Origin of the sequence: Mesorhizobium sp. M1365 (assembly GCF_040317865.1) — a bacterium.
Taxonomy (GTDB): Bacteria; Pseudomonadota; Alphaproteobacteria; order Rhizobiales; family Rhizobiaceae; genus Mesorhizobium.
The window spans coordinates 1-22,452 of sequence record NZ_JAMYLG010000061.1 but is presented as its reverse complement, the minus strand read 5'-3'; the positions used below and the strand labels follow the sequence as shown (position 1 = coordinate 22,452).

The 22,452-nt window shown below is 61.5% G+C and carries 21 protein-coding genes and 3 pseudogenes; 10 read left to right on the top strand and 14 right to left on the bottom strand.

All coding sequences use genetic code 11. From position 1 onward, the window contains the following. Both groEL and groES read right to left on the bottom strand, forming a co-directional pair. Window positions 1-802: chaperonin GroEL (gene groEL, locus NKH04_RS31185; protein WP_353045495.1), on the bottom strand; the 802-nt coding region annotated here is incomplete at its 3' end. 62 nt (window positions 803-864) lie between these two features. Next, window positions 865-1,161 (bottom strand): co-chaperone GroES, encoded by a 297-nt coding sequence (gene groES, locus NKH04_RS31180; protein ID WP_353045494.1) that lies wholly within the window; start codon window positions 1,159-1,161, stop codon window positions 865-867. 426 nt (window positions 1,162-1,587) lie between these two features. Here groES and NKH04_RS31175 point away from each other — a divergent pair, with 426 nt between their 5' ends. Continuing rightward, window positions 1,588-1,950 carry a S46 family peptidase gene (locus NKH04_RS31175; protein ID WP_352509328.1) on the top strand — a complete coding sequence of 121 codons (363 nt, stop codon included), beginning with the start codon at window positions 1,588-1,590 and terminating at the stop codon, window positions 1,948-1,950. 34 nt (window positions 1,951-1,984) lie between these two features. Continuing rightward, window positions 1,985-2,662 carry a S46 family peptidase gene (locus tag NKH04_RS31170; protein WP_353045493.1) on the top strand — a complete coding sequence of 226 codons (678 nt, stop codon included), beginning with the start codon at window positions 1,985-1,987 and terminating at the stop codon, window positions 2,660-2,662. Window positions 2,663-3,371: 709 nt separating this feature from the next. Here the strand turns inward: NKH04_RS31170 and NKH04_RS33350 are convergent. The 11 genes and pseudogenes from NKH04_RS33350 to NKH04_RS31120 all read right to left on the bottom strand — a co-directional run. Then, window positions 3,372-3,578 (bottom strand): annotated as a pseudogene (locus NKH04_RS33350) (NrtR DNA-binding winged helix domain-containing protein); the annotation flags it as partial. A gap of 29 nt (window positions 3,579-3,607) precedes the next feature. Then, window positions 3,608-3,916 (bottom strand): annotated as a pseudogene (locus NKH04_RS31165) (aspartate 1-decarboxylase); the annotation flags it as partial. A 60-nt stretch (window positions 3,917-3,976) separates the two neighbouring features. Next, entirely contained in the window at window positions 3,977-4,960 is a 984-nt protein-coding gene (bioZ, locus tag NKH04_RS31160) for a 3-oxopimeloyl-[acyl-carrier-protein] synthase BioZ (protein WP_353045492.1), read from the bottom strand. Continuing rightward, the gene (locus tag NKH04_RS31155) at window positions 4,957-6,222 is read right to left on the bottom strand and encodes an adenosylmethionine--8-amino-7-oxononanoate transaminase (protein ID WP_353045491.1); all 1,266 of its coding nucleotides are present in this window, start codon (window positions 6,220-6,222) and stop codon (window positions 4,957-4,959) included. Before NKH04_RS31155 ends, bioZ begins: the two co-directional genes overlap by 4 nt. Then, window positions 6,222-6,857: a dethiobiotin synthase gene (gene bioD, locus NKH04_RS31150; protein ID WP_023679599.1), complete on the bottom strand. Its 636-nt coding sequence runs from the start codon at window positions 6,855-6,857 to the stop codon at window positions 6,222-6,224. The genes NKH04_RS31155 and bioD overlap by 1 nt, the downstream gene beginning before the upstream one ends. An 11-nt stretch (window positions 6,858-6,868) precedes the next feature. Then, on the bottom strand, window positions 6,869-8,008 hold the full coding sequence (locus tag NKH04_RS31145; RefSeq protein WP_353045490.1) for an 8-amino-7-oxononanoate synthase: 1,140 nt from the start codon (window positions 8,006-8,008) through the stop codon (window positions 6,869-6,871). Beyond that, window positions 8,005-9,003: a biotin synthase BioB gene (gene bioB, locus NKH04_RS31140; protein WP_353045497.1), complete on the bottom strand. Its 999-nt coding sequence runs from the start codon at window positions 9,001-9,003 to the stop codon at window positions 8,005-8,007. Before bioB ends, NKH04_RS31145 begins: the two co-directional genes overlap by 4 nt. Before the next feature lie 95 nt (window positions 9,004-9,098). Next, the gene (gene nadC / locus NKH04_RS31135) at window positions 9,099-9,953 is read right to left on the bottom strand and encodes a carboxylating nicotinate-nucleotide diphosphorylase (RefSeq protein ID WP_352508056.1); all 855 of its coding nucleotides are present in this window, start codon (window positions 9,951-9,953) and stop codon (window positions 9,099-9,101) included. Further along, window positions 9,953-11,494, bottom strand: a complete 1,542-nt coding sequence (locus NKH04_RS31130) for an L-aspartate oxidase (RefSeq protein ID WP_353045489.1) — start codon at window positions 11,492-11,494, stop codon at window positions 9,953-9,955. Before NKH04_RS31130 ends, nadC begins: the two co-directional genes overlap by 1 nt. Continuing rightward, complete coding sequence (gene nadA, locus NKH04_RS31125; RefSeq protein ID WP_353045488.1) at window positions 11,491-12,465, bottom strand: quinolinate synthase NadA; 975 nt, start codon at window positions 12,463-12,465, stop codon at window positions 11,491-11,493. The genes NKH04_RS31130 and nadA overlap by 4 nt, the downstream gene beginning before the upstream one ends. A 66-nt stretch (window positions 12,466-12,531) precedes the next feature. Beyond that, a complete protein-coding gene (locus NKH04_RS31120; RefSeq protein ID WP_353045496.1) occupies window positions 12,532-13,500 on the bottom strand; it encodes an NUDIX hydrolase in 969 nt (322 codons plus the stop codon). Between the two features lie 173 nt (window positions 13,501-13,673). Here NKH04_RS31120 and panB point away from each other — a divergent pair, with 173 nt between their 5' ends. The 8 genes from panB to NKH04_RS31080 all read left to right on the top strand — a co-directional run bounded on the left by panB (window position 13,674) and on the right by NKH04_RS31080 (window position 21,108). Continuing rightward, window positions 13,674-14,534, top strand: a complete 861-nt coding sequence (gene panB, locus NKH04_RS31115) for a 3-methyl-2-oxobutanoate hydroxymethyltransferase (protein WP_352549642.1) — start codon at window positions 13,674-13,676, stop codon at window positions 14,532-14,534. Next, on the top strand, window positions 14,531-15,391 hold the full coding sequence (gene panC / locus NKH04_RS31110) for a pantoate--beta-alanine ligase (RefSeq protein ID WP_353045487.1): 861 nt from the start codon (window positions 14,531-14,533) through the stop codon (window positions 15,389-15,391). The genes panB and panC overlap by 4 nt, the downstream gene beginning before the upstream one ends. A 94-nt stretch (window positions 15,392-15,485) precedes the next feature. Continuing rightward, the gene (locus NKH04_RS31105) at window positions 15,486-16,229 is read left to right on the top strand and encodes a LuxR family transcriptional regulator (RefSeq protein ID WP_353045486.1); all 744 of its coding nucleotides are present in this window, start codon (window positions 15,486-15,488) and stop codon (window positions 16,227-16,229) included. 76 nt (window positions 16,230-16,305) lie between these two features. After that, window positions 16,306-16,956: an acyl-homoserine-lactone synthase gene (locus NKH04_RS31100; RefSeq protein ID WP_353045485.1), complete on the top strand. Its 651-nt coding sequence runs from the start codon at window positions 16,306-16,308 to the stop codon at window positions 16,954-16,956. Next, window positions 16,953-17,327: a transcriptional regulator domain-containing protein gene (locus NKH04_RS31095; RefSeq protein ID WP_352778740.1), complete on the top strand. Its 375-nt coding sequence runs from the start codon at window positions 16,953-16,955 to the stop codon at window positions 17,325-17,327. The genes NKH04_RS31100 and NKH04_RS31095 overlap by 4 nt, the downstream gene beginning before the upstream one ends. 58 nt (window positions 17,328-17,385) lie before the next feature. After that, window positions 17,386-17,796, top strand: coding sequence for a DUF2285 domain-containing protein (locus NKH04_RS31090; RefSeq protein ID WP_353045484.1), 411 nt, complete (start codon window positions 17,386-17,388; stop codon window positions 17,794-17,796). Between the two features lie 812 nt (window positions 17,797-18,608). Beyond that, window positions 18,609-20,432, top strand: coding sequence for a glutamine--fructose-6-phosphate transaminase (isomerizing) (glmS, locus tag NKH04_RS31085; RefSeq protein ID WP_352492867.1), 1,824 nt, complete (start codon window positions 18,609-18,611; stop codon window positions 20,430-20,432). 415 nt (window positions 20,433-20,847) lie between these two features. Beyond that, entirely contained in the window at window positions 20,848-21,108 is a 261-nt protein-coding gene (locus NKH04_RS31080; protein WP_352496595.1) for a helix-turn-helix domain-containing protein, read from the top strand. Window positions 21,109-21,803: 695 nt separating this feature from the next. Here the strand turns inward: NKH04_RS31080 and NKH04_RS31075 are convergent. Further along, a pseudogene (locus tag NKH04_RS31075) lies at window positions 21,804-22,452 on the bottom strand (IS1380 family transposase); the annotation flags it as partial.

Here is a 22,452-nt window from a genome sequence, read left to right as displayed (position 1 = left end):
GCAGCTTGTTGACGACCAGCGTGGCCAGGGCCTCGCCTTCGACATCTTCCGAGATGATGACCAGCGGCTTCGAGGTCTGCACGACAGCCTCGAGGATCGGCAGCATGGCCTGCAGGTTGGAGAGCTTCTTCTCGTGGAGGAGGATGTAGGCGTCTTCCAGATCCGCAACCATCTTGTCGGCGTTGGTGACGAAGTAGGGCGAGAGATAGCCGCGGTCGAACTGCATGCCTTCGACGACTTCGAGTTCGGTCTCGGCGGTCTTGGCTTCCTCGACCGTGATGACGCCCTCATTGCCGACCTTCTGCATCGCTTCCGCGATCATCGAGCCGACCGAAACATCGCCATTGCCGGCGATGGTGCCGACCTGGGCAACCTCTTCCGAGGTCTTGATCTTCTTGGCGTTCTTGATCAGCGTCGCGACGACGTCGGCGACGGCGAGGTCGATGCCGCGCTTGAGGTCCATCGGGTTCATGCCGGCGGCAACCGCCTTGTGGCCTTCCTGGACGATCGACTGCGCCAGAACGGTCGCGGTCGTGGTGCCGTCGCCGGCGATGTCGTTGGTCTTCGAAGCAACTTCGCGGACCATCTGCGCGCCCATATTCTCGAACTTGTCCTCCAGCTCGATTTCCTTGGCGACGGTGACGCCGTCCTTGGTGATGCGCGGTGCGCCGAACGACTTGTCGATGACGACGTTGCGGCCCTTGGGGCCGAGCGTGACCTTCACTGCGTCGGCGAGGATGTTGACGCCGCGCAGCATGCGCTCACGAGCGTCGCGGGAAAATTTTACGTCTTTGGCAGCCATTTTTAGCTCCTGGCAGGGGCTTGGATTGAGCCCGAAGATTTAAATGAGGGTGAGGCCGATATTCAGCCGATGAGGCCCATGATGTCGGATTCCTTCATGATCAGAAGGTCTTCGCCATTGAGCTTGACTTCGGTGCCCGACCACTTGCCGAACAGGATGCGGTCGCCGGCCTTGACGTCCAGCGGGACGAGCTTGCCGGCCTCGTCACGGGCGCCGGAACCGACGGCGATGATCTCGCCTTCCTGCGGCTTTTCCTTCGCCGTGTCGGGGATGATGATCCCGCCGGCGGTCTTCGCTTCGGACTCGACGCGGCGAACGACCACGCGGTCATGCAGCGGCCGGAAATTCGACTTTGCCATTTTTGGATTTCCCTGGTGCGGATGTTGAACGGTTCTCCGTTGCCGGAGCGTGTTTAGCACTCACCAGAAGCGAGTGCTAACGCGGCAGTGAGATAGGCCGTAGGCTCCTGCTAGTCAAGACGGAAGAGGGACGGGCGAAGAGCAAACGAGCGTGGAAGCACCGAGCGTTTTACGTGAACGACGTCGGAGATCGGACATGGATGGGGCGGCTCACCATTTGCAACTGAAGGCTTTATTCATTTGGCACGATTGGTGCAGCGAATGATCCGCAAACGTTGCGCGCGACCGATATAATGAGAGGTGAGCGCCATCAGGATTCCTGCGTTAACCGTCCACTCGGTCTTTACGGTGTGGCCGCCGCGCGGGCGCCAGGACTCCGGCCATCCCGATAGTCACCAATCCAATCTGCGGAGAACAGGAGGCAAGATGAGAGCGACAGTCAGCACGAACTCGAATTTGAAATGTTTGGCCAAAGCAACTGCCATCGCCTTGCTCTGGACGGTCACGGCTACATCGGCGGACGAAGGTATGTGGATGCCGGGCCAGACTGCGGAAGTGTGCGCGGCCATGCGCGCGGATGGGCTCCAGATCGATCCCGCCCAGCTGGGCCGTCTAGACGCTGACCCGCTCAACGCGATCGTATCACTGGGCGGATGCTCCGCCTCGTTCGTCAGTCCACAAGGGCTGGTCGCAACCAATCATCATTGCGTGTTCGAATCCATCCAATACCACAGCAAAGAGGGCCAGGACTATCTCACAGACGGCTTTCTGGCGAAGAGCCCTGGGTGAAGAATTGCCCGCGGCGCCAGGCAGCCGAATCCATGTGATCGAGGACATGCGGGATGTGACCGCCGAAATACTCAAGGGCGTCTCGGACAAGCTGAATGGGTTTGCCCGCTATGAGCGGCTCGCCACGAACCGCAAGGCCCTGATCGCCGCATGTGAAGGACAGCCCAATCGCCGCTGCGACGTAGGGGCCTATTATGGCGGCGCCTCCTACTATCTCCAGCAGAAGCTCGAAATCGAGGACGTGCGCCTTGTCTATGCGCCCGCGCTCGGCGTCGGTAACTTCGGCGGCGAAACGGACAATTGGATGTGGCCGCGCCACACAGGCGACTTCGGCTTTTATCGCGCCTATGTCGCTCCTGATGGTTCCTCCCGGCCATATGCGCGCGACAATGTGCCTTACCGGCCGAAGAGTTGGCTACCCATGGCCTGTGCAGGCGTCAAGGAAGGCGACCTTGTGATGGTCGCCGGCTTTCCCGGCGCAACCCACCAGTTCCTGACGGCGGATGAAGTCCGGTTCAACTTCGCGCAATTCGAACCGCGGTTGCAGCGTTCGCTCTCGGATTATGCCGCCCAGATCAAAAGGCAACGGCAGGCAATCGCGAGGCGCAGATCCATTGACCGCCCGCTTCACAAATTGGCTCGGCCTAAAACGCATGGGAAAGCAGAAAAGGCAACAGATCGGCACCGGAATGAATATGGCCGCGCGAACTGACAGACGCGCCAACAATCGGCATCTCGCATGGTCGGTGGCACTGGACGTGGCTCCCACCCTGCTGGCGCGACTCCCCATCAGGTCGTCGGGGTTTCGCTGGCGAAAAAACTTCCGCGTGTCTCTGCGCGATCCATCCCGCTTGCGCGTGCCTAGTCAACCAAAAAACTGACCATCTGCAGGATCAGGATCAGCAAAAAAAAGCCAAAGGCAGACGCCAAAACAGCTGCCAGCAGGACGATGCGTTGTTTCTTCACCCACAGTTCCCCCCGGGAGAGAGTCTAATGATAATCCTTAAAAAAGGCGCCCTGGAACAGGGCGCCCTACGCTCATTTGTGCAAGTTTAAAATTTAGCTTGCCTGCTTTATGTAATTAAAACGTTTGTTTTATGCGACACTTCTCCAAGTGTTATTTGCACAAATCGAACGTATCGCACATTTAGACGAACTGTACATTCGATGGCGACTTTGACGCATGCGTTTACTGGCGGTATACATGCTTCACCGTTGCCGCAAGGCATTGGCCCACTCGCGCGGCACCTCCTTCACGACAAAGGTTGAAAGCCGTCCTCGGGCGTTTCATTTCCAAGATCACTTCGATCCACTCATACGGGCTTCCCGAGCGAGACCGTGGGTTCGGACGGTGCGAATGAATTTCTCGTTATAATCGAATTGATTATAAGGGTATATTTCTACGTTGAGTATAAAGGATGTCAAGCCCGCGCCAGCGGCAATTTTGTCCGGGCGACCGCCGTTTCGTCGAGGACATGGTGGCGGAAGCGATAAAGCTTCGCCGGCCGACCCCCGGTGTCAAAAGCACTTTCGCCGGTCTCCTCCACCAGTTCCTGCTGCTCAATCAACCGGCGAAAGTTCTGCTGAAGCGCCCCTGCCGATGTAGTCGTCAACGCCGTCCGCGTCAGCGCATTGCCATCGGCGAGAAGCCAACGACATTGTTGATGACGAACGTAACGATCCGCGGCTTCAGAGAGGAATGCGCGCTTCGTCCAGATGGATGGAGTGGGCTGGCAGGTCCGGGCGGCCGCGCCGTTGAGGATGCAGCATCGAGAGCCGCGCTCGCCGAGGATGACATAGGTCGAGATTCGCGCGCCGGAAGTCTTGCTCCATGTCTCCACGAATCCATTGGCAGGATCCCGGCTTCTTCGCAGTGGTCAGGGTCGAGCGTTATCGAACCGTGGTAGTTGAGGTTTGCTTCGGTGACGTGGATGCCGTGCAGCTTGCCGGCGACTATCTTTCGCATTGGTCCCGTTGTCCTATTCATCTCACAAAGTCAGTCCTGATGTTGAGCAGCTTCGCTGGGCTAAATCCCGACGACGAGCGCCCCGCCGCTGAGTCCCGCACCTGCCGCCGCCAGGAGTATTTTCTTGCCCGGCCGAAACGGCTCCGCTTGATTGGCGAGCGACAGTGAGAGCGGGATCGTCGCGGCCGAAGAGTTGCCGTATTCGGCAATCGTCTTGACAATTGCTTGATCCGCTATGCCGAGGTTACTCCCGACAGCATCGAAAATGCGAGCATTGGCCTGATGCGGCACGAACCGGTCGACATCCTGTGGTCGCACTCCGGCAGCGGCTAGCGCGCTTATCGAGCAATCGGTCATCATCTCGACGGCCTTTGCGAACACTTCGCGGCCGTCGGTCATCGTCATTCGGGTTTGCGCGAGGTCGAGGTCACCGTGGAACGGCTTGTTGCTTCCTCCTGCGGGAATCTGGATCAGCCCGTATCGCGAGCCGTCCGAATCCACGGAGGCACCGAGAATCCCCCGATCAGTATCCTCGCAGGGACCGATCACGAGGGCGCCGGCGGCATCGGCAAACAGCACGGCGCTGGCGCGCTCAGAGGGATTGATGCGGCGGCTGAGGATATTGGCGGCGATAACAAGGCTCGCTTTGCCGTGCAGGCGGGTAAATCCGTCCGCAAACATCAGCGCATAGATGAAGCCGGCGCAGGCACCGGTCAGATCGACCGCGCCTGCGCGGCCAAGGCCGAGCTTGTGTGCGACCAGGGGTGCACTGGGCGGCAGAAGATGGTCGGGCGTCGAGGTGGCAAGCAACAGCAGACCGATGTCGTGGCGCGCAATGCCGGCGTTCGCCAGCGCCATGTCGCCAGCCTGCGTGGCAAGACCAGACAGCGTATCTTCATCCGTTGCCCAGAATCGCGAGCGAATTCCGGTGCGCCGCTCGATCCAGCCAGGTTCGAGCCCGAGATTGTTCTCGATCTCGGCATTCTCCACTTTGCGCCCAGGCGCATGATGGCCAACCCCGAGAATGCGCGACGACCTGATCATGGCTTCGAACCGAAGCGTTCGCCGGCCTCCTCGATGGCGTCATAGAGCCCGTCCAGTTCCTCGCCGGTGATGCAATAGGGCGGCAGAAGGTAGAGGACATTGCCGAGCGGGCGCACGAGCAGGCCGCGCTCGAGGAAAAAGGCCCGCAGCTTAGGTCCGATCTCGGCCAGATAGCCGGCAGAGCCGGCGCGCAGGTCGAGAGCCAGGATCGTGCCGATCGCGCGGCTGTCGGTGAAGTTGGCATTGTCGCGAAAGCGTCGAAACCCGGCGGCCTGTCTCTCGCTCAAGGCCGCGATCCGCTCGGCCACCGGCTCGTCACGCCAGATCTCGACATTGGCGAGTGCTGCCGCGCAGGCAATCGGATTGGCCGTGTAGGAACTCGAGTGGAAAAACGTCTTCTTGCGATCCGCTGAATAATGAGCCTGGAAGATCGCATCGGTGGCAAGCGTGGCCGCCAGCGGGATCACGCCGCCGGTCAAGCCTTTGGAGGTGCACAGGATATCTGGAGAAATCGATGCCTGCTCGCAGGCGAACATGCTCCCGGTGCGGCCCCAGCCGGTCATCACCTCGTCGGCGATCAGCAGCGTGCCGGAGGCTTCGGCAATCTTCTTCAATCCGGTCAGAACCGAGGCCGGATACATCAGCATGCCGCCGGCGCCAAGCACGAGCGGTTCGACGATCAGCGCGGCGGCGCGCCTGTCGCGGGAGACTGCCTCGAATCTATCCAGCGTTTCCTGCTCGCGGCCGGCGGCCGGGAAGGGAATGGTGTCGACCTCGAACAGCAAGGGTTCGTAGGCGGCGTTGAACACGCCACGGGCACCGACGCTCATCGTGCCGATGGTGTCGCCATGATAGCTGTGCTCCATGACGACGATGCGCGAGCGGGGCGCGCCGATGTTGCGGAAATAACCGAGCGCCATCTTCAACGCGACTTCGACGCAGGTCGAGCCGCTGTCCGAATAGAACACCCGGTCGAGGCCGGGAGGAGCGAGGCCGATGAGCGCCTCGGCCAAGCATTCGGCAGGCTCGTGCGTGAAACCTGCGAAGATGATCTGGTCGAGGCTCGAGGCGGTCGTCTCGATTGCCTTTATAATGCGGGGATGGCGGTGGCCATGCGTGACGACCCACCAGGAGGAAATGGCGTCCAGAATGCGCACGCCATTGGCTTTGTGGAGATACGCGCCTTCAGTCAGGACGATTTCAGGGATCGCCAGCTCGAGCGCGTGCTGGGTGAAGGGATGCCACACACGGGATTGCGTCATCATTCGCCTCCGGCAATCAAAGCGAGGTCGAAGCCGGCAATCATCGCTTGTCTCAGCGTTTTGTCCGTCAGCGGATCGAGGTGCGGCAGCCTGCCGAGTTGCGGCACGTCGCCGAATTCCACGATCGTCCGTTGCGTATCGGTCATCTCATCGCCGATGAAGGCGATGCCAGCCAGCGGGATAGCGCGCGCCCGCAGGGCTTCGATCGACAGCAGGGTGTGATTGATTGTTCCGAGCGCGGTGCGGGCGCACAGAATGACCGGCAACTGCCATTGCTCGAATATGTCGATGAACCTTGTCCGGCGGTTCAGCGGCACCATCAGCCCGCCGGCGCCTTCGATGACGAGCGGTGTCGGCAGGACCGGAAACGAAAGATCGGCAGCCTCGATCGAAACGTCGTCGATTTCGGCCGAACGATGCGGCGAAAGCGGGCTCTTCAAGCGGTAGGCTTCCGGCAGCACGCGCCCCGACGGCAGCCCGGCAAGTCGCGCAACCGCCTCGCTGTCGGTCTCGCCGTCGAGGCCCGATTGCACCGGCTTCCAGTAGAAACCGTCAAGCAGGCCGGCAAGCCCGGCCGAAAACACCGTCTTGCCAATTCCGGTGTCTGTTCCGGTGATGACGATGCGCTTGGTCATGTCGCCTCCGGTCATGTCTGGGCCAACACCTCGACGAGCGCCTCGAGCATGGCGGAAATGTCGGCGTCGCCGATATTGAGCGTCAGTGAGATGCGCAGCCGCGACGTGCCCTCGGGTACGGTCGGCGGACGAATGCCGCGTATGTCGAAGCCGCGGCCCTGCAGGCGCGCCGCCACTGCCATGGTGCGGCTGACGTCGCCGATGACAACTGGCTGGATCTGCGAGCCGCTTGGTATCACGCCGCAGCGATCGGCCAGTTGGCGGCCTGCGAGGGCAACGCGTTCATGCAGCTGAACACGGCGCATAGGCTCGTCGGCGAGCATTGCGAGCGCTTCGCGCGCCGCGACCGCCATCAGCGGCGATGGCGCGGTGGCGTAGATGAATGGCCGGCAACGGTTGATCAGATACTCGCACAGTGTCCTCGGCCCGGTCACGAGCCCACCACATGCGCCGAGTGCCTTGCCGCAGGTGTGGAGCGCGACGATGTTGTCGCGGCCCTCGAAAGCGGCGGCCAGCCCCCGGCCGTCCGGTCCCCAGACGCCGGTGGCATGCGCCTCGTCAACGATGATGAATGCGTTGTGCCGATCGGCAAGCGCGGCCAGGCTCTCCAAAGGCGCGCAGTCGCCATCCATGCTGTAAAGGCTTTCCACTGCAATCCAGACGCATCCCATGCCGCCTTCGGCGCGCCAACGCTTGATCGCATCGTCGACAGCGTTGGCGTCGTTGTGCGCGGCCAGCACGAACTGTGCGCGCCCGGCCTGCGCACCCTCATGCATGCTGGCATGGGCGAGCTCATCGAGGACCAAAAGGTCGCCCTTCTGCGGCAGCGCCGTCAGCAGAGCGAAGTTGGCGATGTAGCCGCTGCCGAAGAACAGCGCGCGGTCGGCTCCAAAGAATGCCGCCGCGTCTGCCTCGAGCTGCTCGTGTTCCGGCGCATTGCCGCGCAACAGCCGCGACCCGGTGGCGCCTACCGGCGTGCCACGCGCAATCGCCGCCGCAACCGCTTCGCCAAGTCTTTTCGAGGCGGCAAGCCCGAGATAGTCGTTCGACGAGAAGTCGCGCCCGGCGCGCGGCTTCAGCGTCCGCAGCCGGTCCTTGCGCGCCAGTCCCTGCAAGGTCGCCTCATAGCGGGCAAGCGGTGCCCCGTTCATTGCGCCTCGAGTTCCATCGGCTCGATGCCAAGGCGCCGGAACAGCAGGGTATCCTTGTCCTCACCGGGATTGTCCGCCGTCAGCAGCGTGTCGCCGACGAAGATCGAGTTGGCGCCGGCAAAAAAGCACAGCGCCTGCATCTCGTCGGTCATGGCCGTACGGCCGGCGGAAAGACGGATATGCGATTTCGGCATCATGATGCGCGCCAGCGCGATCACGCGCACGAATTCGATCGGCTCGATCGGCTTGGCGTCGGCAAGCGGGGTGCCGGGGATCGGGATCAGCATGTTGATCGGAACGCTTTGCGGATGTTCCGGCAGGTTGGCCAGCGTCACCAGCATGCCGATCCGGTCCACCGGCTCCTCGCCCATGCCGACAATGCCGCCGCAGCAGACCTTGATGCCGGATTGGCGAACGTGCTCGAGCGTCTCGAGCCGCTCGGCAAAGCTCCGCGTGCTGATGATCTCGCTGTAGTAGCGTTCCGACGTATCGATGTTGTGGTTGTAATAGTCGAGGCCTGCCTGTTTCAGACGAGCCGCCTGCTCAAGATCGAGCATGCCGAGCGTCATGCAGGTTTCCATGCCCAGCGCCTTGACGCCTTCGACCATCGCCACGACCGCATCCATGTCGCGCGCCTTGGGGTTTCGCCAGGCCGCGCCCATGCAATAGCGGGTGGCGCCGGCGTCACGCGCTTTCTTCGCTTCGGCGACGACGTGCCGGACCTCCATCAGCTTCGACGCCTTCAGGCCGGTCTCGTGATGCGCCGACTGGCTGCAATAGCCGCAATCCTCCGGGCATCCGCCCGTCTTGATGCTGAGCAGCCGGCTGAGCTGGACCTTGTTTGGATCGAAATTCTGGCGGTGCACGGTTTGCGCGAGGAAGAGGAGATTGTTGAAGGGGGCATCGTGAAGTGCCCGAGCCTTCTCCAGGGTCCACGCTCCAGGGTCAGGGGCTTGAGCCTGTGGCGATGTCTGCGTTGGACTGGCTGTTTGCATGTCCATGCTGTTCCTCCGGTTCTGCCTTGCTTTGCTGTCTGATTGATGACGATCGGAAAGGACAGTTGATTCGATCCTGTTCGTCCCTCAGGCAATCATGGGCCCCAATAGTCGAGGCCGATATCCAGGATCGGCGCGCTGTGGGTCAGTCGGCCGACTGAAATCAGATCAACGCCGGTCGCGGCAATCGCTCGCGCTGTATCGGATGCGATCCCGCCAGAAGCCTCGGTGATAGCACGGCCGCCAACGATTGCGACGGCGCGGCGAAGATCGGCGAGGGACATGTTGTCGAGCAGAACCGCATCGGGAGCGAAGCCAAGTACCTCCTCCAACTGGGCCAGCGTATCGACCTCGACTTCTATCTTGACGAGATGACCGGCCCGTCTTCGTGCTCGCTCGAGCGCCGGGCGAACGCCGCCTGCGATGGCGATGTGGTTGTCCTTGATCAGAATTGCGTCGTCGAGGCCGAAGCGGTGATTGGATCCGCCACCTGCGCGCACGGCGTATTTTTCGACTGCCCGCAATCCGGGCGTCGTCTTGCGCGTGCAGACGATCTTCGCGCCATATCCACGAACCGCAGCGACGATCGATGCCGTTGCTGTAGCGATGCCGCTCAGATGGCACAAAAAATTGAGTGCCGTCCGTTCGGCTGTGAGAATGGCCCGGGCAGGGCCAACCACTGATGCAATGACCTCTCCATCCATGACATTGGAGCCGTCTGCCCGCTCCACCGAGATTTCGATATCAGGATCAATCAAGCGGAAAGCGAGCATCGCAAGATCGAGGCCGGCGACAACTCCGGACTGGCGCGCCGCCAGCACGGTTCCCGCTTGGTGTTCCTTCGGGACGATGGCCTCCGTGGTCAAGTCGCCGGCTCTGCCAAGGTCTTCAAGAAGGGCTGCCCTTACCAGCGGCTCAAGCATGACCGTGGGAAGCGGTGAGAACGTCATCACTTTGCCCCTTCGAGGCTTGGCGAATGTCCGAGTTCCCGCGCAGCGGCCAAGGCGGCTTCGAGGGTGATTTCGGACCGTCGGGCGACAGTCGCATGATGAGGAAAGTCTGTCCGGTAATGAGCGCCGCGGCTTTCTTGGCGCAACAAGGCGGCAACCGCGATCATTAGCCCGACAGCCGCCGCATCCGAGGCCGCGTCCTGGCTTTCCGCGAGCGGCAATAAGGCACGTGCGGCTGCTTTCAGACCTTCACCATCCCGGACTATGCCCAGTGCACGCGACAGGAAAACACGCACGGGTATCGGAGCGGGCGATGGGTAAACGTCCGCAACCGCAGGCCTTGTTCTGCGAGCAGGCGTTCCGGCGACACTTTCAGCGACCCAGCGCGCGCACACGACGGCCTCGGTCAAGGAATTGCTGGCGAGCCTGTTGGCGCCATGCAGTCCTGTCGAAGCGACTTCGCCGCAGGCCCACAGCCCCTTGACGGACGTCCTACCGGAGCCGTCCACGGCAACGCCACCCATGTGGTAGTGTTGGGCCGGACGAATGGGGATGAGATCGCGCGCGGGATTGATGCCCGCTCCACGACAGGCTGATGCGATTGTCGGGAAGTGTCGAGCAAATTCCGGGCCAGGCCGTTGCCGCGCGTCGAGAAAAACACGGTGGCCATTGGCAAGATGGTTCCAGACGGCGCGCGCCAAGACATCACGAGGCGCAAGTTCCGCCCCTGGCACGCTCTGGAGAAAAGCCTGGCCGGTTTCGTCGATCAGGGCAGCACCTTCGCCGCGGACGGCCTCGCTGACCAGCGCCATAGGGCGTTCCGGGCCGTCAAGCGCGGTCGGGTGGAACTGGATGAACTCGAGGTCGGCAAGGACAGCTCCAGCGCGGGCCGCAAGCGCCAGGCCCTGTCCGCAACTGCCCGAAGGATTCGTGGTGTCGAGAAACAGTCCCCCGATCCCACCGGTGGCGAGGACGACCCGCCGTGAGCCGAAGAAGACAGGTCTTATCGAACCGCTCGCCCAGACGCCTCGGATCGCATTCTCTCGCACCGCCAGCCGGCGCGCTTCCACGCCCTCCACGACAACAATCGACGGTGTGGAACGCACAGCCGCGATCAGGGCACGCATGATCTCACGCCCGGTGCCGTCACCATGCGCATGAACGATGCGACGTCGGCTATGTGCGGCCTCCAATCCGAGGCACAGTGATCCTTTCGACGTACGGTCGAAGGGAACCCCAAAGCCCGCAAGCCCCTCTATCGCCTTGGGCGCGGCTTGGAGGATGCGGCTCGCCACGTCTGTGTCGCAGAGACCATCCCCGGCGGCAAGCGTATCGGCCAGGTGCAGTTCCGGATCGTCGTCTTCGCCGAAACTTGCAGCCAGACCACCCTGTGCCCAGGTGCTCGAATTGTCAGCTCCCAGCAGCGTCCTGGACAGAAGCAGCACCGGCTCCGGCGCCAGTTGAAGCGCGGTCATCAGTCCGGCGATGCCGCCGCCGATGATGATGGGCCGCCCGAAGAAGCTGCGGACATCGGCGCTCAAATTGCCAGCATCCGTTCCACCGCAAGCCGCGCGCGCCCGGCGATCCCGGGTTCGATGGTTACGATATGGTGGTTCTGCTCGAGCGCCATGCGGATGTTGGCAAGCGTGATCCGCTTCATGTGCGGGCACAAATTGCAGGGCCGGATGAACTCGACCTCTGGGTGCGCTAACGCGACGTTGTCGCTCATCGAACATTCTGTCATCAGCACGACACGTGCCGGCCTTTGCCTTTCGACATAGTCGGACATGGCAGCGGTCGAGCCGGAAAAATCTGCTTCACCCACGACGTCGGGCGGGCATTCGGGATGCGCGAGCACGATCACGCCGGGATGGCTTTCGCGCAACTCGCGGATGTCGGCCGGTGTAAAGCGCTCATGCACCTCGCAATGCCCTTTCCAGGCGATGATCTGCACATCGGTCTGGGCGGCGATATTCTGGGCCAGATATTCGTCCGGCAACATGATCACCTGGGGAACGCCAAGGGATTGGACGACCGCCTTGGCGTTGCCGGATGTACAGCAGATATCCGACTCGGCTTTCACTTCGGCCGACGTGTTGACATAAGTGATGATCGGCACGCCGGGATAACGCTGGCGCATCAAGCGCACGTCTTCTGCCGTGATCGATTCCGCCAACGAACAGCCTGCCCGCAGGTCGGGAATGAGCACCGTCTTTTGCGGATTGAGCAGCTTGGCCGTTTCGGCCATGAAATGTACGCCGGCCAGCACGATGACTTGCGCCTCGATCGTCGCAGCCGTGCGGGCCAGTGCCAAGCTGTCGCCGACGATGTCGGCCACGCAATGGAAGATCTCGGGGGTCTGATAGTTGTGCGCCAGGATGATGGCGTTGCGCTCGCGCTTCAGTGCAAGGATCGCCTCGATATCCTCGACGAAAGCCGGCCATTCGATCGGCGGGATCACTCGTCGGACGCGCTCGTAGAGAAACGCGGTCGCAGGCAGCATGGCGCTCATCGACCCCTCCAGCTTATACTCTAGTTGAAAATAACCAGCATATACTTGCTGTGAGTATAAGCGATGTCAACCCCGCGCCAGCGGCAATTTTGTCCCGGCGATGACCCTCTCGTCGAGAACGGCGTGGCGGAACCGGTAAAGCTTCGCTGGCCGGCCGCCGGTCTCCGCGGTTGCCTCTCCGGTCTCTTCGACCAGCTCCTGCTGCTCGATCAGCCGGCGAAAGTTCGGCTTACGCACGAGCCTGCCGGCAAGCGCCTCCACGGTTCGCTGCAGCTGCAAAAGCGTGAAGACCGGCGGCATCAGCTCAAAGACGACCGGCCGATATTTGATCTTGGAGCGCAGCCGCGCAATGCCGGTCGCCACGATGCGGCGATGATCGGCGACCATAGACTTGCTGGGCACCAGCGGAGGCAGCGTCGCGTCCCGTCCGCTTCCGGCCTCTTGGACCAGGCCTGCTTCGTAGACTAACTCATAGCGTTGAAGCGTGAGTTCCTCGTTCCAAAGGCCGTCGTCGAAGCCGAAGGCTATCGTCGCCCGCTGCCAGCGTTCACGTCGCGTGGCCGCGTCGCTGACGCCGTCTGCCCATTCAATCAGGCGCGGTCGCAGAACGTCCAGCACGACCGGAGGCGTGCCGGAGCGGTGGTCCTCCCATGGAAAATATTCATACCAGCTCTGCCAGCCGCACTTGGGCGAGCCAGCTGCCTGTTCCTTGCGGGTCAATGCGAGATAGCTGATGGAGATGACGCGCTGCTGGCGCTCGGCGCCGATGCGATCCCGATCCGCGAAGGTGTAGAGTTGCTCAATGTACCCCAGCGGATGGCCGGTCTGCTGCTCGACCCACCCCCTCAAACCGGATTGCAGCGATCGGTGCTCAAGCGCAAATGGTCCGGAGGGAAGGGTGTCCGCCTGGCCGATGGTGAGGACACAGGGTTCACTGTCGTTTACGGCGACGACAAAGGCGATCAGGTCCACTTTGACTTCGTCGGCCTTGACGGCGGCTCCGTCTTTCCTGGGTCCTTTTGCCTGATCGTCCATGTTCGCGAAAGTGGTTGGCCAGCTCGGGGGCGCCTGAATCGATTTAAGTGTAAGCGCGCCTGTCCGCACGTCAACACCGCACAGCTGCACGGCCATTTTTAGCTCTTCGCACTTGCACAAAAATGTGGCAAACGCGACACCCGCGGTTGGTAACGTTGGGGAAGGAGGGTCCATTGAGTGCGTTTGGTGACACCAAGGCGATCACACCGCCGGATATTCGTTCGCGCAAAGGTGGGACGCCGCTCGTCTGCCTTACCGCCTACACGACGCCAGTCGCCCGGCTTGTCGATCCCCATTGCGATGTGGTGCTGGTCGGCGACAGCGTCGGCATGGTTCTCCACGGCCTGCCCTCGACGCTCGGTGTGACGCTGGAGATGATGATCACGCACGGCCAGGCCGTGCGCCGTGGCCTCGAGCAGGCGCTGATGGTCGTCGACCTGCCGTTCGGTTCCTTCGAGGAAAGCCCCGAGCAGGCTTTCCGCAATGCCGCGCGCGTCATGGCCGAGACCGGCTGCGCGGCCGTCAAGCTCGAAGGCGGCGAAACGATGGCAGAGACGATTGGCTTCCTCGCCGCGCGCGGCGTGCCGGTCATGGCCCATGTCGGCTTGACGCCGCAGGCGATCAACACCATCGGTGGCTACCGCGTGCAGGGCAGAGGCGGGGATGCCGAGCGCATCAGGCGCGACGCGCTTGCGGTGAGCGAAGCGGGCGCCTTTGCGGTCGTGCTGGAGAAGGTTCCCGAGGCGCTCGCCCGCCGGATCACCGGGGAGGTGGCGACCCCGACCATTGGCATCGGTGCCTCGGCAGCCTGTGACGGCCAGATTCTCGTCGTCGACGACATGCTGGGCCTCTTCGGCGACTTCCGGCCCAAATTCGTCAAGCGCTATGCTGAACTGGGGGAGGCCGCTGCGGCTGCGATCGCGGCCTATGCGCGGGAAGTGAAGGAGCGCCAGTTTCCGGCCGCCGAGCACGTGTTTGCCGATGCGCCCAAGCCCGCCGACGCGGACGCGGCCAAGAGCGGAGAAGCAGCGTGAGCGTGCCGATTGTCAGGAGCGTTGCCCAGCTTCGCCAAATCGGCGCCGCATGGCGCCGCGAGGGCGTGAGGATTGCCGTGGTGCCAACGATGGGCGTCCTGCATGAGGGTCATCTCAGCCTGGTGCGCGCGGCACTCGAGAAGGCCGACCGGGTGATCGTGACGCTCTTCGTCAACCCGAAGCAATTCAACAGCCAGGCCGATCTCGCCGCGTATCCGAGCACCGAGGACGAGGATGCCGCCAAGCTGGCACCGCTTGGCGCGCACCTGCTTTATGCGCCGGATGCAGAGGAGATGTATCCGGCGGCCTTCGCCACGACCGTTTCGGTGTCCGGTGTCAGCGAGGGCCTGTGCGGTGCCTTCCGGCCGGGACATTTCGATGGCGTGGCGACCGTCGTCGCCAAGCTCTTCCTGCAGACCAACGCTGACTTCGGCTTCTTTGGCGAAAAGGACTTTCAACAGCTTCAGCTAGTCAGGCGGATGGCCCGGGACCTGGATATTCCAATCACCATTGTTCCTTGTCCGACAGTCCGCGAAGCCGACGGTCTTGCACTATCATCGCGCAATGTCCGGCTCTCGCCAGCAGAGCGTGCTGTTGCCCCCGAGCTACCATCGGTCTTGCTCGAGACGGCTGAGCGGCTTGCCCGCGGCTCGCCCGTCCTGCCAACGCTTGCCGAAGCGCGCGCAGCAATTCTGGCTGCGGGCTATCGCGAGGTCGAATACCTGGAACTTCGCGACGAGGCAGATCTGCGACCGATGACAAGCCTTGACCAACCGGCACGCTTGCTTGTCGCGGCCTGGCTCGGCGGCACACGGCTCATAGACAACGTCAGAATATCACGGGTTTCACCAGATTAACGGGGTCCTCGGCACGCCCTGTATCAGTCCGGGATCGTTTAAAACAAGGTCTCTGCCTGGCATCGAGCGATCACGGAGGTTACGCAAAGCTCAAATGCATCGCGTGTTTGAGAACTTCGTCGAGCAACTGTCTGCAAGTGTTGATGCTGCCGATCTCCGTGAGGCAATGGCATCCGCTGCAGCCGGCTTCGACTTTCCGCTATTCGCCTATTTCACTTACCCGTCGGCCTCCGGCGACGCCCCGCAATTGATCTCAAACTATCCTTCATCCTGGACATCACGTTATCTGCAACAGCGGTACCACAGTCTTGATCCGGTCATCCTGCGCGGGCTGCAAGGGTGGGATACCTTCGACTGGGGTGTGGATCGCGCTCGGCACTGTCTGCCGAAATCGCAGCAACAAATTCTGGAGAGTGCGGCTGAGTTTGGCATCCGCGGCGGCCTGACGATGTCCATGCATGATCATCGCGGCCGGTTTGCTGCCCTGACCTTTGCTTCCGACGAGTCCCGCCCGCCTCTGTTGCGGTCACTGACACGTTACGAAAAAGCATTGCAGCTGGTGGCCATCAACTTTCATATCCATGTCCGGCGCAGGCTCGCCGACGATCGCGTGGTGGATGGTGTAACGCTCACCCCGCGGGAGTTCGAGTGCCTGAAATGGGCGGCGCGCGGCAAGTCGGCTTGGGTTATCAGCCAGCTTCTCGGCGTCTCAAAGCGCACCGTGACCTTTCATCTGGAAAACGCCAAGGCAAAGCTTGGCGTTCGAACGATCAACCAGGCCGTTGCACGACTGGGCTGCCTCCGGCCAGGCGAGATCCTGATTCGTCGGCCACGATAGCTGTAAACCTCTACAGGCTGCATCGCTGCCGGCTTTGCCCTTCGATGGCGGGAACACATCCCGCACGGAGGCGACCATGATGCAGCTGATAACACCAGACCTTTACAACGAGTTCGCAAGCGAGCTCAAAGAGATGCACGGGCTCAGGTTTCGGGTGTTCAAGGAAAGGCTCGATTGGGAAGTTGATACCGAAGACCAGATGGAAACAGACCCGTTTGATGGTCTGAAGCCTGTCTATCTGCTCCTCAAGGGATCCGACTGGCGAATTCGCGGTTGCGTGCGTCTTTTGCCCAGCACCGGACCCACAATGTTGCGCGACACGTTCCCGATGCTGCTGGGTGCTGACGTCGTGCCCTCGACTGCCGACATATGGGAGAGCAGTCGTTTCGCGCTCGATCTCCCTCCGTCGGCGCCCAAGGCAGCGGGCGGGCTGGCCCAGGCAACCTACGAGCTCTTCGCGGGCATGATCGAGTTCGGCTTGGCCAAGGATCTGACCCGGATAGTAACGGTGACGGATACGCGCATGGAACGGATCCTTCGCCTCGCGACGTGGCCATTGTCGCGCATCGGACAACCCAAGTCCGTCGGCAAAACGGAGGCGGTGGCCGGGTTTCTCGAGATTTCCCGCGCGAGCCTTTTGCGCATCCGCAGCAGGGGACGTCTGAGCGGACCGGTACTGTGGCAACCGGTTCTAGGCCCGTCGGCATTGTGGACACCTGAGCCGTGAAGGATGCTGGTCTGCCCAAGGAAGCGACGGTCGGTCTTGAATGCTGGCCGGACTGGCGTCGTCACGAAGCTTACCACTACGCCAGACGATTGCCACGCACTGCCTGGGCCTGGGAGTTTCTTCGGCGCAATCCACAATTCCAGCGCGACCACGCCAAAATGGCACCGCCCGCCTGCATTGTCGGAGCCCAGGCCGACATGAAGATAATCGAGTTGACGACAGGATCATCTTTCCTAAGACAATGGAGCCTCCTTTTTCGCGGACGCGCCACAGTCGGACGCTACTTCGGCAAGGGTCTTTTGGGATCCGCGCGACTGCGCCCGTATTCTACGAGCGGCCGCGGAGCCGGTTGGGCTCGACCACGATTTTGAACCGCTTGATCTTTCTTCGCTCTCATGCTGCAAGGACATCCTGCTGACACCTGCCGGCGTGCAGCACGTGCTGCTGAGGAAGGACTGCCGAAGTCTGCAGATCGCCCTTTCCGGTGCATCCGTTCTCCGCCCGTTGCGGCTATATGTCGACGCGATCGTGCAGCCGCAGCACCTGAAGTTCCATGTCGCTGCCTTTCAGTTCCTGAACGACATCAATGGTTGCGGCCGACTGGCAGCTGCTTGCTTTCCGCCGGAACCCCGCGGAGCGCGTCTGTGTATCGTGCTCCAGGCTTTGGATGGCTCGCTTGCGGGAGCATCTCATCAGGAGATCGCCATTGCCCTGTTCGGGAGACGCCGTGTCGAAGAAGATTGGTCTCATCCAGGTAGCCATCTTCGCGATCAGGTGCGTCGCGCCATCCAACGTGGCCGCTACCTGATGGGCGGCGGCTATAGACAGTTCCTGATGTAATTCGGGTGACAGCTTGGTGATTGTCTTATTCGAAAACGCGCAGGCATCAATCTCCATTTCTCACTGCTATTGTGCCTTGTACAAGACGTGACACGCGCCTAGTTCTTCCGCTGCGGGAATCGGTTTTGAGTAATACGGACGAAGCACTGAGAACCAACGTTTTCGTGATAGTGCATTCATGCCCCGAGAATCCTGATGACGTTACGAACCCCGACAAAGCCGGCGCTGACTGAAACGGTCGCTGAACGTGCTCTGTGGCCTGCGCCGCCTGACTCTCGGTTTCGGCTATGCCGACTAACAGCGTATTGATAGGCCATCGCGGGCTAAGCTCTACCGACGAAAGCCGCGTCAAAGCGGCAGGCAATCAGAAAATAGATCGGCGGCGACGATGATTATGATCAACGTGACGAACGTGAATCATGCCGACGGCGCCGACGTTGCCGATGATGATGATGCCGACCATGCGTCGCTGATGCTGCCTAACTACAGTGCTGTGTGATCATGCCGATCACCGCGTGACCACGAGCGGCGGCGGTTCGTGGTCAGGTGCGTGGCCGGGATGATCGCGCATGGCCGATTGTTCCTTCGTGCCGCGGGGTGAGGGCTTGCGTTCGGTCATGAGGACGTCAGGCGCAACGAGGAAGTTAGATCAGGCCCCAAACGCGGCTTATCCATGGGGTGGATGATAGCTATCCCTACAATCAATTATACCAATATTACCCAATACTACTAGAAGGTGCCCCAATAAAAGCGGCCAGATGGGTATCCGTCTCGCGTAGGCTGAAGCTGCCGGCAAGAATGGGAAGACGAACATGTGCGGGATTGTTGGTATCGTTGGGCAACAGACGGTGTCGGATCGGTTGGTCGACGCATTGAAGCGTTTGGAATATCGCGGCTATGATTCCGCCGGCGTTGCGACGATCACCGAAGGTGTCTTGCACCGCCGGCGCGCCGAGGGCAAGCTCGTCAATCTCGAGAGGAGACTGAAGGAAGAGCCGCTGAGCGGCAACATCGGCATCGGCCACACGCGTTGGGCAACCCATGGGGCCTCGACGGAACGCAATGCGCACCCGCACTTTGCCGACGGTGTCGCCGTCGTCCATAACGGCATCATCGAGAATTTCACCGAGCTGAAGGACGAATTGGCGGCGGCTGGCGCCGAGTTCCAGACCGACACCGACACCGAGGTCATCGCGCATCTCTTGGCAAGACACCGCCGGGAGGGCATGAGGCGGCAAGAGGCGATGCGTGCCATGCTGAAACGCGTCAGGGGCGCCTATGCGCTTGCCGTCCTCTTCGAAGATGATCCGTCGACCATCATGGCGGCGCGCAACGGACCACCGCTGGCGATCGGTCACGGCGACGGCGAGATGTTCCTGGGCTCCGACGCGATCGCGCTTGCTCCCTTCACCAATGAAATTACCTATCTCATCGAGGGCGACTGGGCCATTGTCGGCAATTCGGGCGCCCATATCTTCGATTTCGACGGCCATCCCGTCGAGCGTCCGCGCCATACCTCCACGGCCGCGGCCGATCTGGCCAGCAAGGGCAATCATCGCCACTTCATGGAAAAGGAAATCTACGAGCAGCCCGAAGTCATCGCCCATGCTCTCCGTCACTATAGCAACATCATAGAGAATCGCGCCGACATGGTTTCTGGCATCGATTTCGCCAGGATCCCGAGCTTGGCGATCTCGGCCTGCGGGACCGCCTATCTCGCCGGACTGATCGGAAAATACTGGTTCGAGCGCTATGCGCGCCTGACGGTTGAAATCGACGTTGCGTCCGAATTCCGTTACCGCGAGATCCCGTTGTCGCCGCAGTCGGCGGCTCTTTTCATTTCGCAGTCCGGCGAAACCGCCGATACGCTCGCATCGTTGAGGTACTGCAAGGAGCGTGGGCTGAAAATTGGCGCTATCGTCAATGCCTGCGAATCGACCATCGCTCGGGAGGCCGATGCGGTCTTCCCGATCCTTGCCGGACCGGAGATTGGCGTCGCCTCCACCAAGGCGTTTACCTGCCAGCTTGCGGTTCTAGCCGCACTCGCCATCGGCGCCGCCAGAGCCCGCGGGACCGTAACCGAAGACGAGCTGCAGGCGCTCGTCAGGAGCCTCGCCGAAGTGCCGCGCGTCATGGGCCAGGTACTCAACAGCATCCAGCCGGAGATCGAGTTCCTGTCGCGCGAACTGTCAAAGTGTCGTGACGTCCTGTATCTCGGCCGTGGCACCAGTTTCCCGCTAGCGATGGAAGGTGCGCTGAAGCTCAAGGAGATTTCCTACATCCATGCCGAGGGCTATGCGGCGGGTGAATTGAAGCACGGTCCGATCGCATTGATCGACGACAACATGCCAGTGATCGTCATCGCGCCCCATGATCGCTTTTTCGACAAGACCGTCTCCAACATGCAGGAAGTGGCTGCCCGTGGAGGGCGGATTATCCTCATCACCGATGAAAAAGGGGCAGCCGCATCGAAACTCAACACCATGCACACGCTCGTGTTGCCGGCTGTCGACGAGATTATCGCGCCGATGATCTTCTCGCTGCCGATACAGCTTCTTGCCTACCACACGGCGCTCTTCATGGGCACAGACGTAGACCAGCCGCGCAATCTCGCAAAATCGGTCACGGTCGAGTGATTGTGAACCTTTATAGGTGGCGATGCTTGTCCATCTTCGCTGCATCGGCGGTGGAAATTGGTCGAAGGTATCAGCGTCCGCGAGGCTGGGTGGACGGTGCCGCGAATAGCCACTGGAGGCGTCAGTGAGAGTTCGAGTTGCTGTTCAAGAAAGCCATCGGGGAGAATGAGTCGTGTAGGATCGCAGGTCGAATGCGCTACAGCCGATCAGGCCATCTCATGGCGGGCGGGTTCTTAGAACTTGATCAGAAGCAGGTGAGCCGCCATTTTCCGACCCGGCTGCCAATTTCAAGTGGCCCATTCCATGGATGAGGCCGGTCCGGCCGAATGGACGTCCATTTTTTTGATTTGCTGGGTGTGCGCCAGGGTCGAGGAGGAAATCTCCCGATTTGTCAGGCGCTCCCATCTTCTTGGAGATGTTTATGAAGGATTCGCGCATTCCCGAGCCAGTCTTGACGGCTATGTCGCAGGGGACCCACATCATCCGCGCTTATCGTGAGCACCTTGGGTATTCAATCGAGGACCTCGCGGTCGCGTGCGGGCTTGCCGCTCAGGAAATCCAAAACATCGAGCGGGGTCTAAAGTACAATAAGGGCTATCGGAATCGGATAGCGAGATCGCTGTCCATACCTGTGGGAATTCTTGAGGCAGAGTCGGACATATCGGACGCCGCCTGATCAGTCGGATAATCTGCAATGGGTGGAAGACCGCTCTTGTGATGTGACGTTTGCGGCTGATAGTCGTCGCTTGATTCCGTTGGACGCGAATGCCTTCTGGCGCAGTACCGCCAAGAGAATTCTCGTCCACTGTCCGAGTCAGGAACTGCACACGGGCTCGCCGAACAGGAAGTTGGAACGCTTCGTCATGCTGTCTTAGGCGATATAGCCGCCCGGAGTGCTGCGACACGTGCACGATAGCATTGGCTCGCGAGGATGGATTGCTAACGGCGAACCCATGCTGGTCGGCAAGGCGATACTGGCTGGAGCATCAACTCGGCCGACGAGAGTGCCCCCCCATCCTAGGCAGGATCGGCCGACATGGCCGGCATCGCGAGCCGCTCTGAAAAGAGCACAGCGGGCATCCAGACGCTGCCGGGTTGACTATGGGTGTCGGAACCGCAAAAAGGGGCCGCTCTTCATGAGTGGCGTGCGCCGGCAGTCTAACCCCAAGCCCCCCCGCCAGGCTGCCGGCGCGCTTCTAGCCGCCTTGATGCACGGCGATAAGCTTTTGACGGCCTGAAGCGACGTTGTGGTCGCCGTTGCGGTGCTTTTCCACGCGCCTCGTCAGGCGCCGGGATTGCTCCGTCGTGATGGCAGGCGGGGGTTTGCAGGTTGCGGTCGACGGGTTCGTTTCGGGGCGTCTGCCCCCATCGTTATGTCGCGAGTTGGGGGATGCGATCGAGGACGATGCGCAGGATGCGCTGGTCGGGGCACGATGTCGGCAGGTGCAGGCGGATTTGCGATTTCATCTCGACCACCCGCGCAGCGATTTTGATGAGGCGCAATCGCAGCGTGTCGAATTGGGCGACGGCAAAGCTCGAGCGCCTCGGCATCGCGGCCCGCAAGCCCCACATCAACCAGTAAGCACCGGCATGCAGGAATAGCCGGAACTGGTTGGCCGTCGCTCTGGTGCAGGATGTGCGGTCGGCGGCAAGATGCGTCTTCCACGACTTGATGTGGTTCTCGGCCGCGCCGCGCCGGCAGTAGACATCCTCGTAGAGCGCCTTGGCCTTCCCACCGGCAAGGTTGGTGACGACGAAGCGATATCGCCACCTTGGGCGCCGACCTCGACCCGCGCGATGATGCGCTCGACGCGGCTCCAACTAGCGGCGCCGTCAACGAACTCCTTGAACCTGCGGACCTTGCCTGTCTTGGCCGACGCTTCGAAGCGCGCCGTCGTGCTGGCCTCCAGATCCGCGACATGCTTGCGCAGGGTCGTGGTGGGCGCGAGGCCAAAGATGAAGTCGACGTCGTTGGCGCGGCACCAGTCGATGACCTGCGGGTTGCAATAATGGCTATCGC

Excerpts from the sequence above, each read along its gene's own strand:
- groES (WP_353045494.1), bottom strand. The coding sequence starts at position 1,161 with ATGGCAAAGTCGAATTTCCGGCCGCTGCATGACCGCGTGGTCGTTCGC.
- NKH04_RS31175 (WP_352509328.1), top strand. The coding sequence starts at position 1,588 with ATGAGAGCGACAGTCAGCACGAACTCGAATTTGAAATGTTTGGCCAAA.
- bioZ (WP_353045492.1), bottom strand. The coding sequence starts at position 4,960 with ATGATCAGGTCGTCGCGCATTCTCGGGGTTGGCCATCATGCGCCTGGG.
- NKH04_RS31155 (WP_353045491.1), bottom strand. The coding sequence starts at position 6,222 with ATGACGCAATCCCGTGTGTGGCATCCCTTCACCCAGCACGCGCTCGAG.
- bioD (WP_023679599.1), bottom strand. The coding sequence starts at position 6,857 with ATGACCAAGCGCATCGTCATCACCGGAACAGACACCGGAATTGGCAAG.
- NKH04_RS31145 (WP_353045490.1), bottom strand. The coding sequence starts at position 8,008 with ATGAACGGGGCACCGCTTGCCCGCTATGAGGCGACCTTGCAGGGACTG.
- bioB (WP_353045497.1), bottom strand. The coding sequence starts at position 9,003 with ATGCAAACAGCCAGTCCAACGCAGACATCGCCACAGGCTCAAGCCCCT.
- nadC (WP_352508056.1), bottom strand. The coding sequence starts at position 9,953 with ATGACGTTCTCACCGCTTCCCACGGTCATGCTTGAGCCGCTGGTAAGG.
- nadA (WP_353045488.1), bottom strand. The coding sequence starts at position 12,465 with ATGAGCGCCATGCTGCCTGCGACCGCGTTTCTCTACGAGCGCGTCCGA.
- NKH04_RS31120 (WP_353045496.1), bottom strand. The coding sequence starts at position 13,500 with ATGGACGATCAGGCAAAAGGACCCAGGAAAGACGGAGCCGCCGTCAAG.
- NKH04_RS31105 (WP_353045486.1), top strand. The coding sequence starts at position 15,486 with ATGCATCGCGTGTTTGAGAACTTCGTCGAGCAACTGTCTGCAAGTGTT.
- NKH04_RS31100 (WP_353045485.1), top strand. The coding sequence starts at position 16,306 with ATGATGCAGCTGATAACACCAGACCTTTACAACGAGTTCGCAAGCGAG.
- glmS (WP_352492867.1), top strand. The coding sequence starts at position 18,609 with ATGTGCGGGATTGTTGGTATCGTTGGGCAACAGACGGTGTCGGATCGG.
- NKH04_RS31080 (WP_352496595.1), top strand. The coding sequence starts at position 20,848 with ATGTTTATGAAGGATTCGCGCATTCCCGAGCCAGTCTTGACGGCTATG.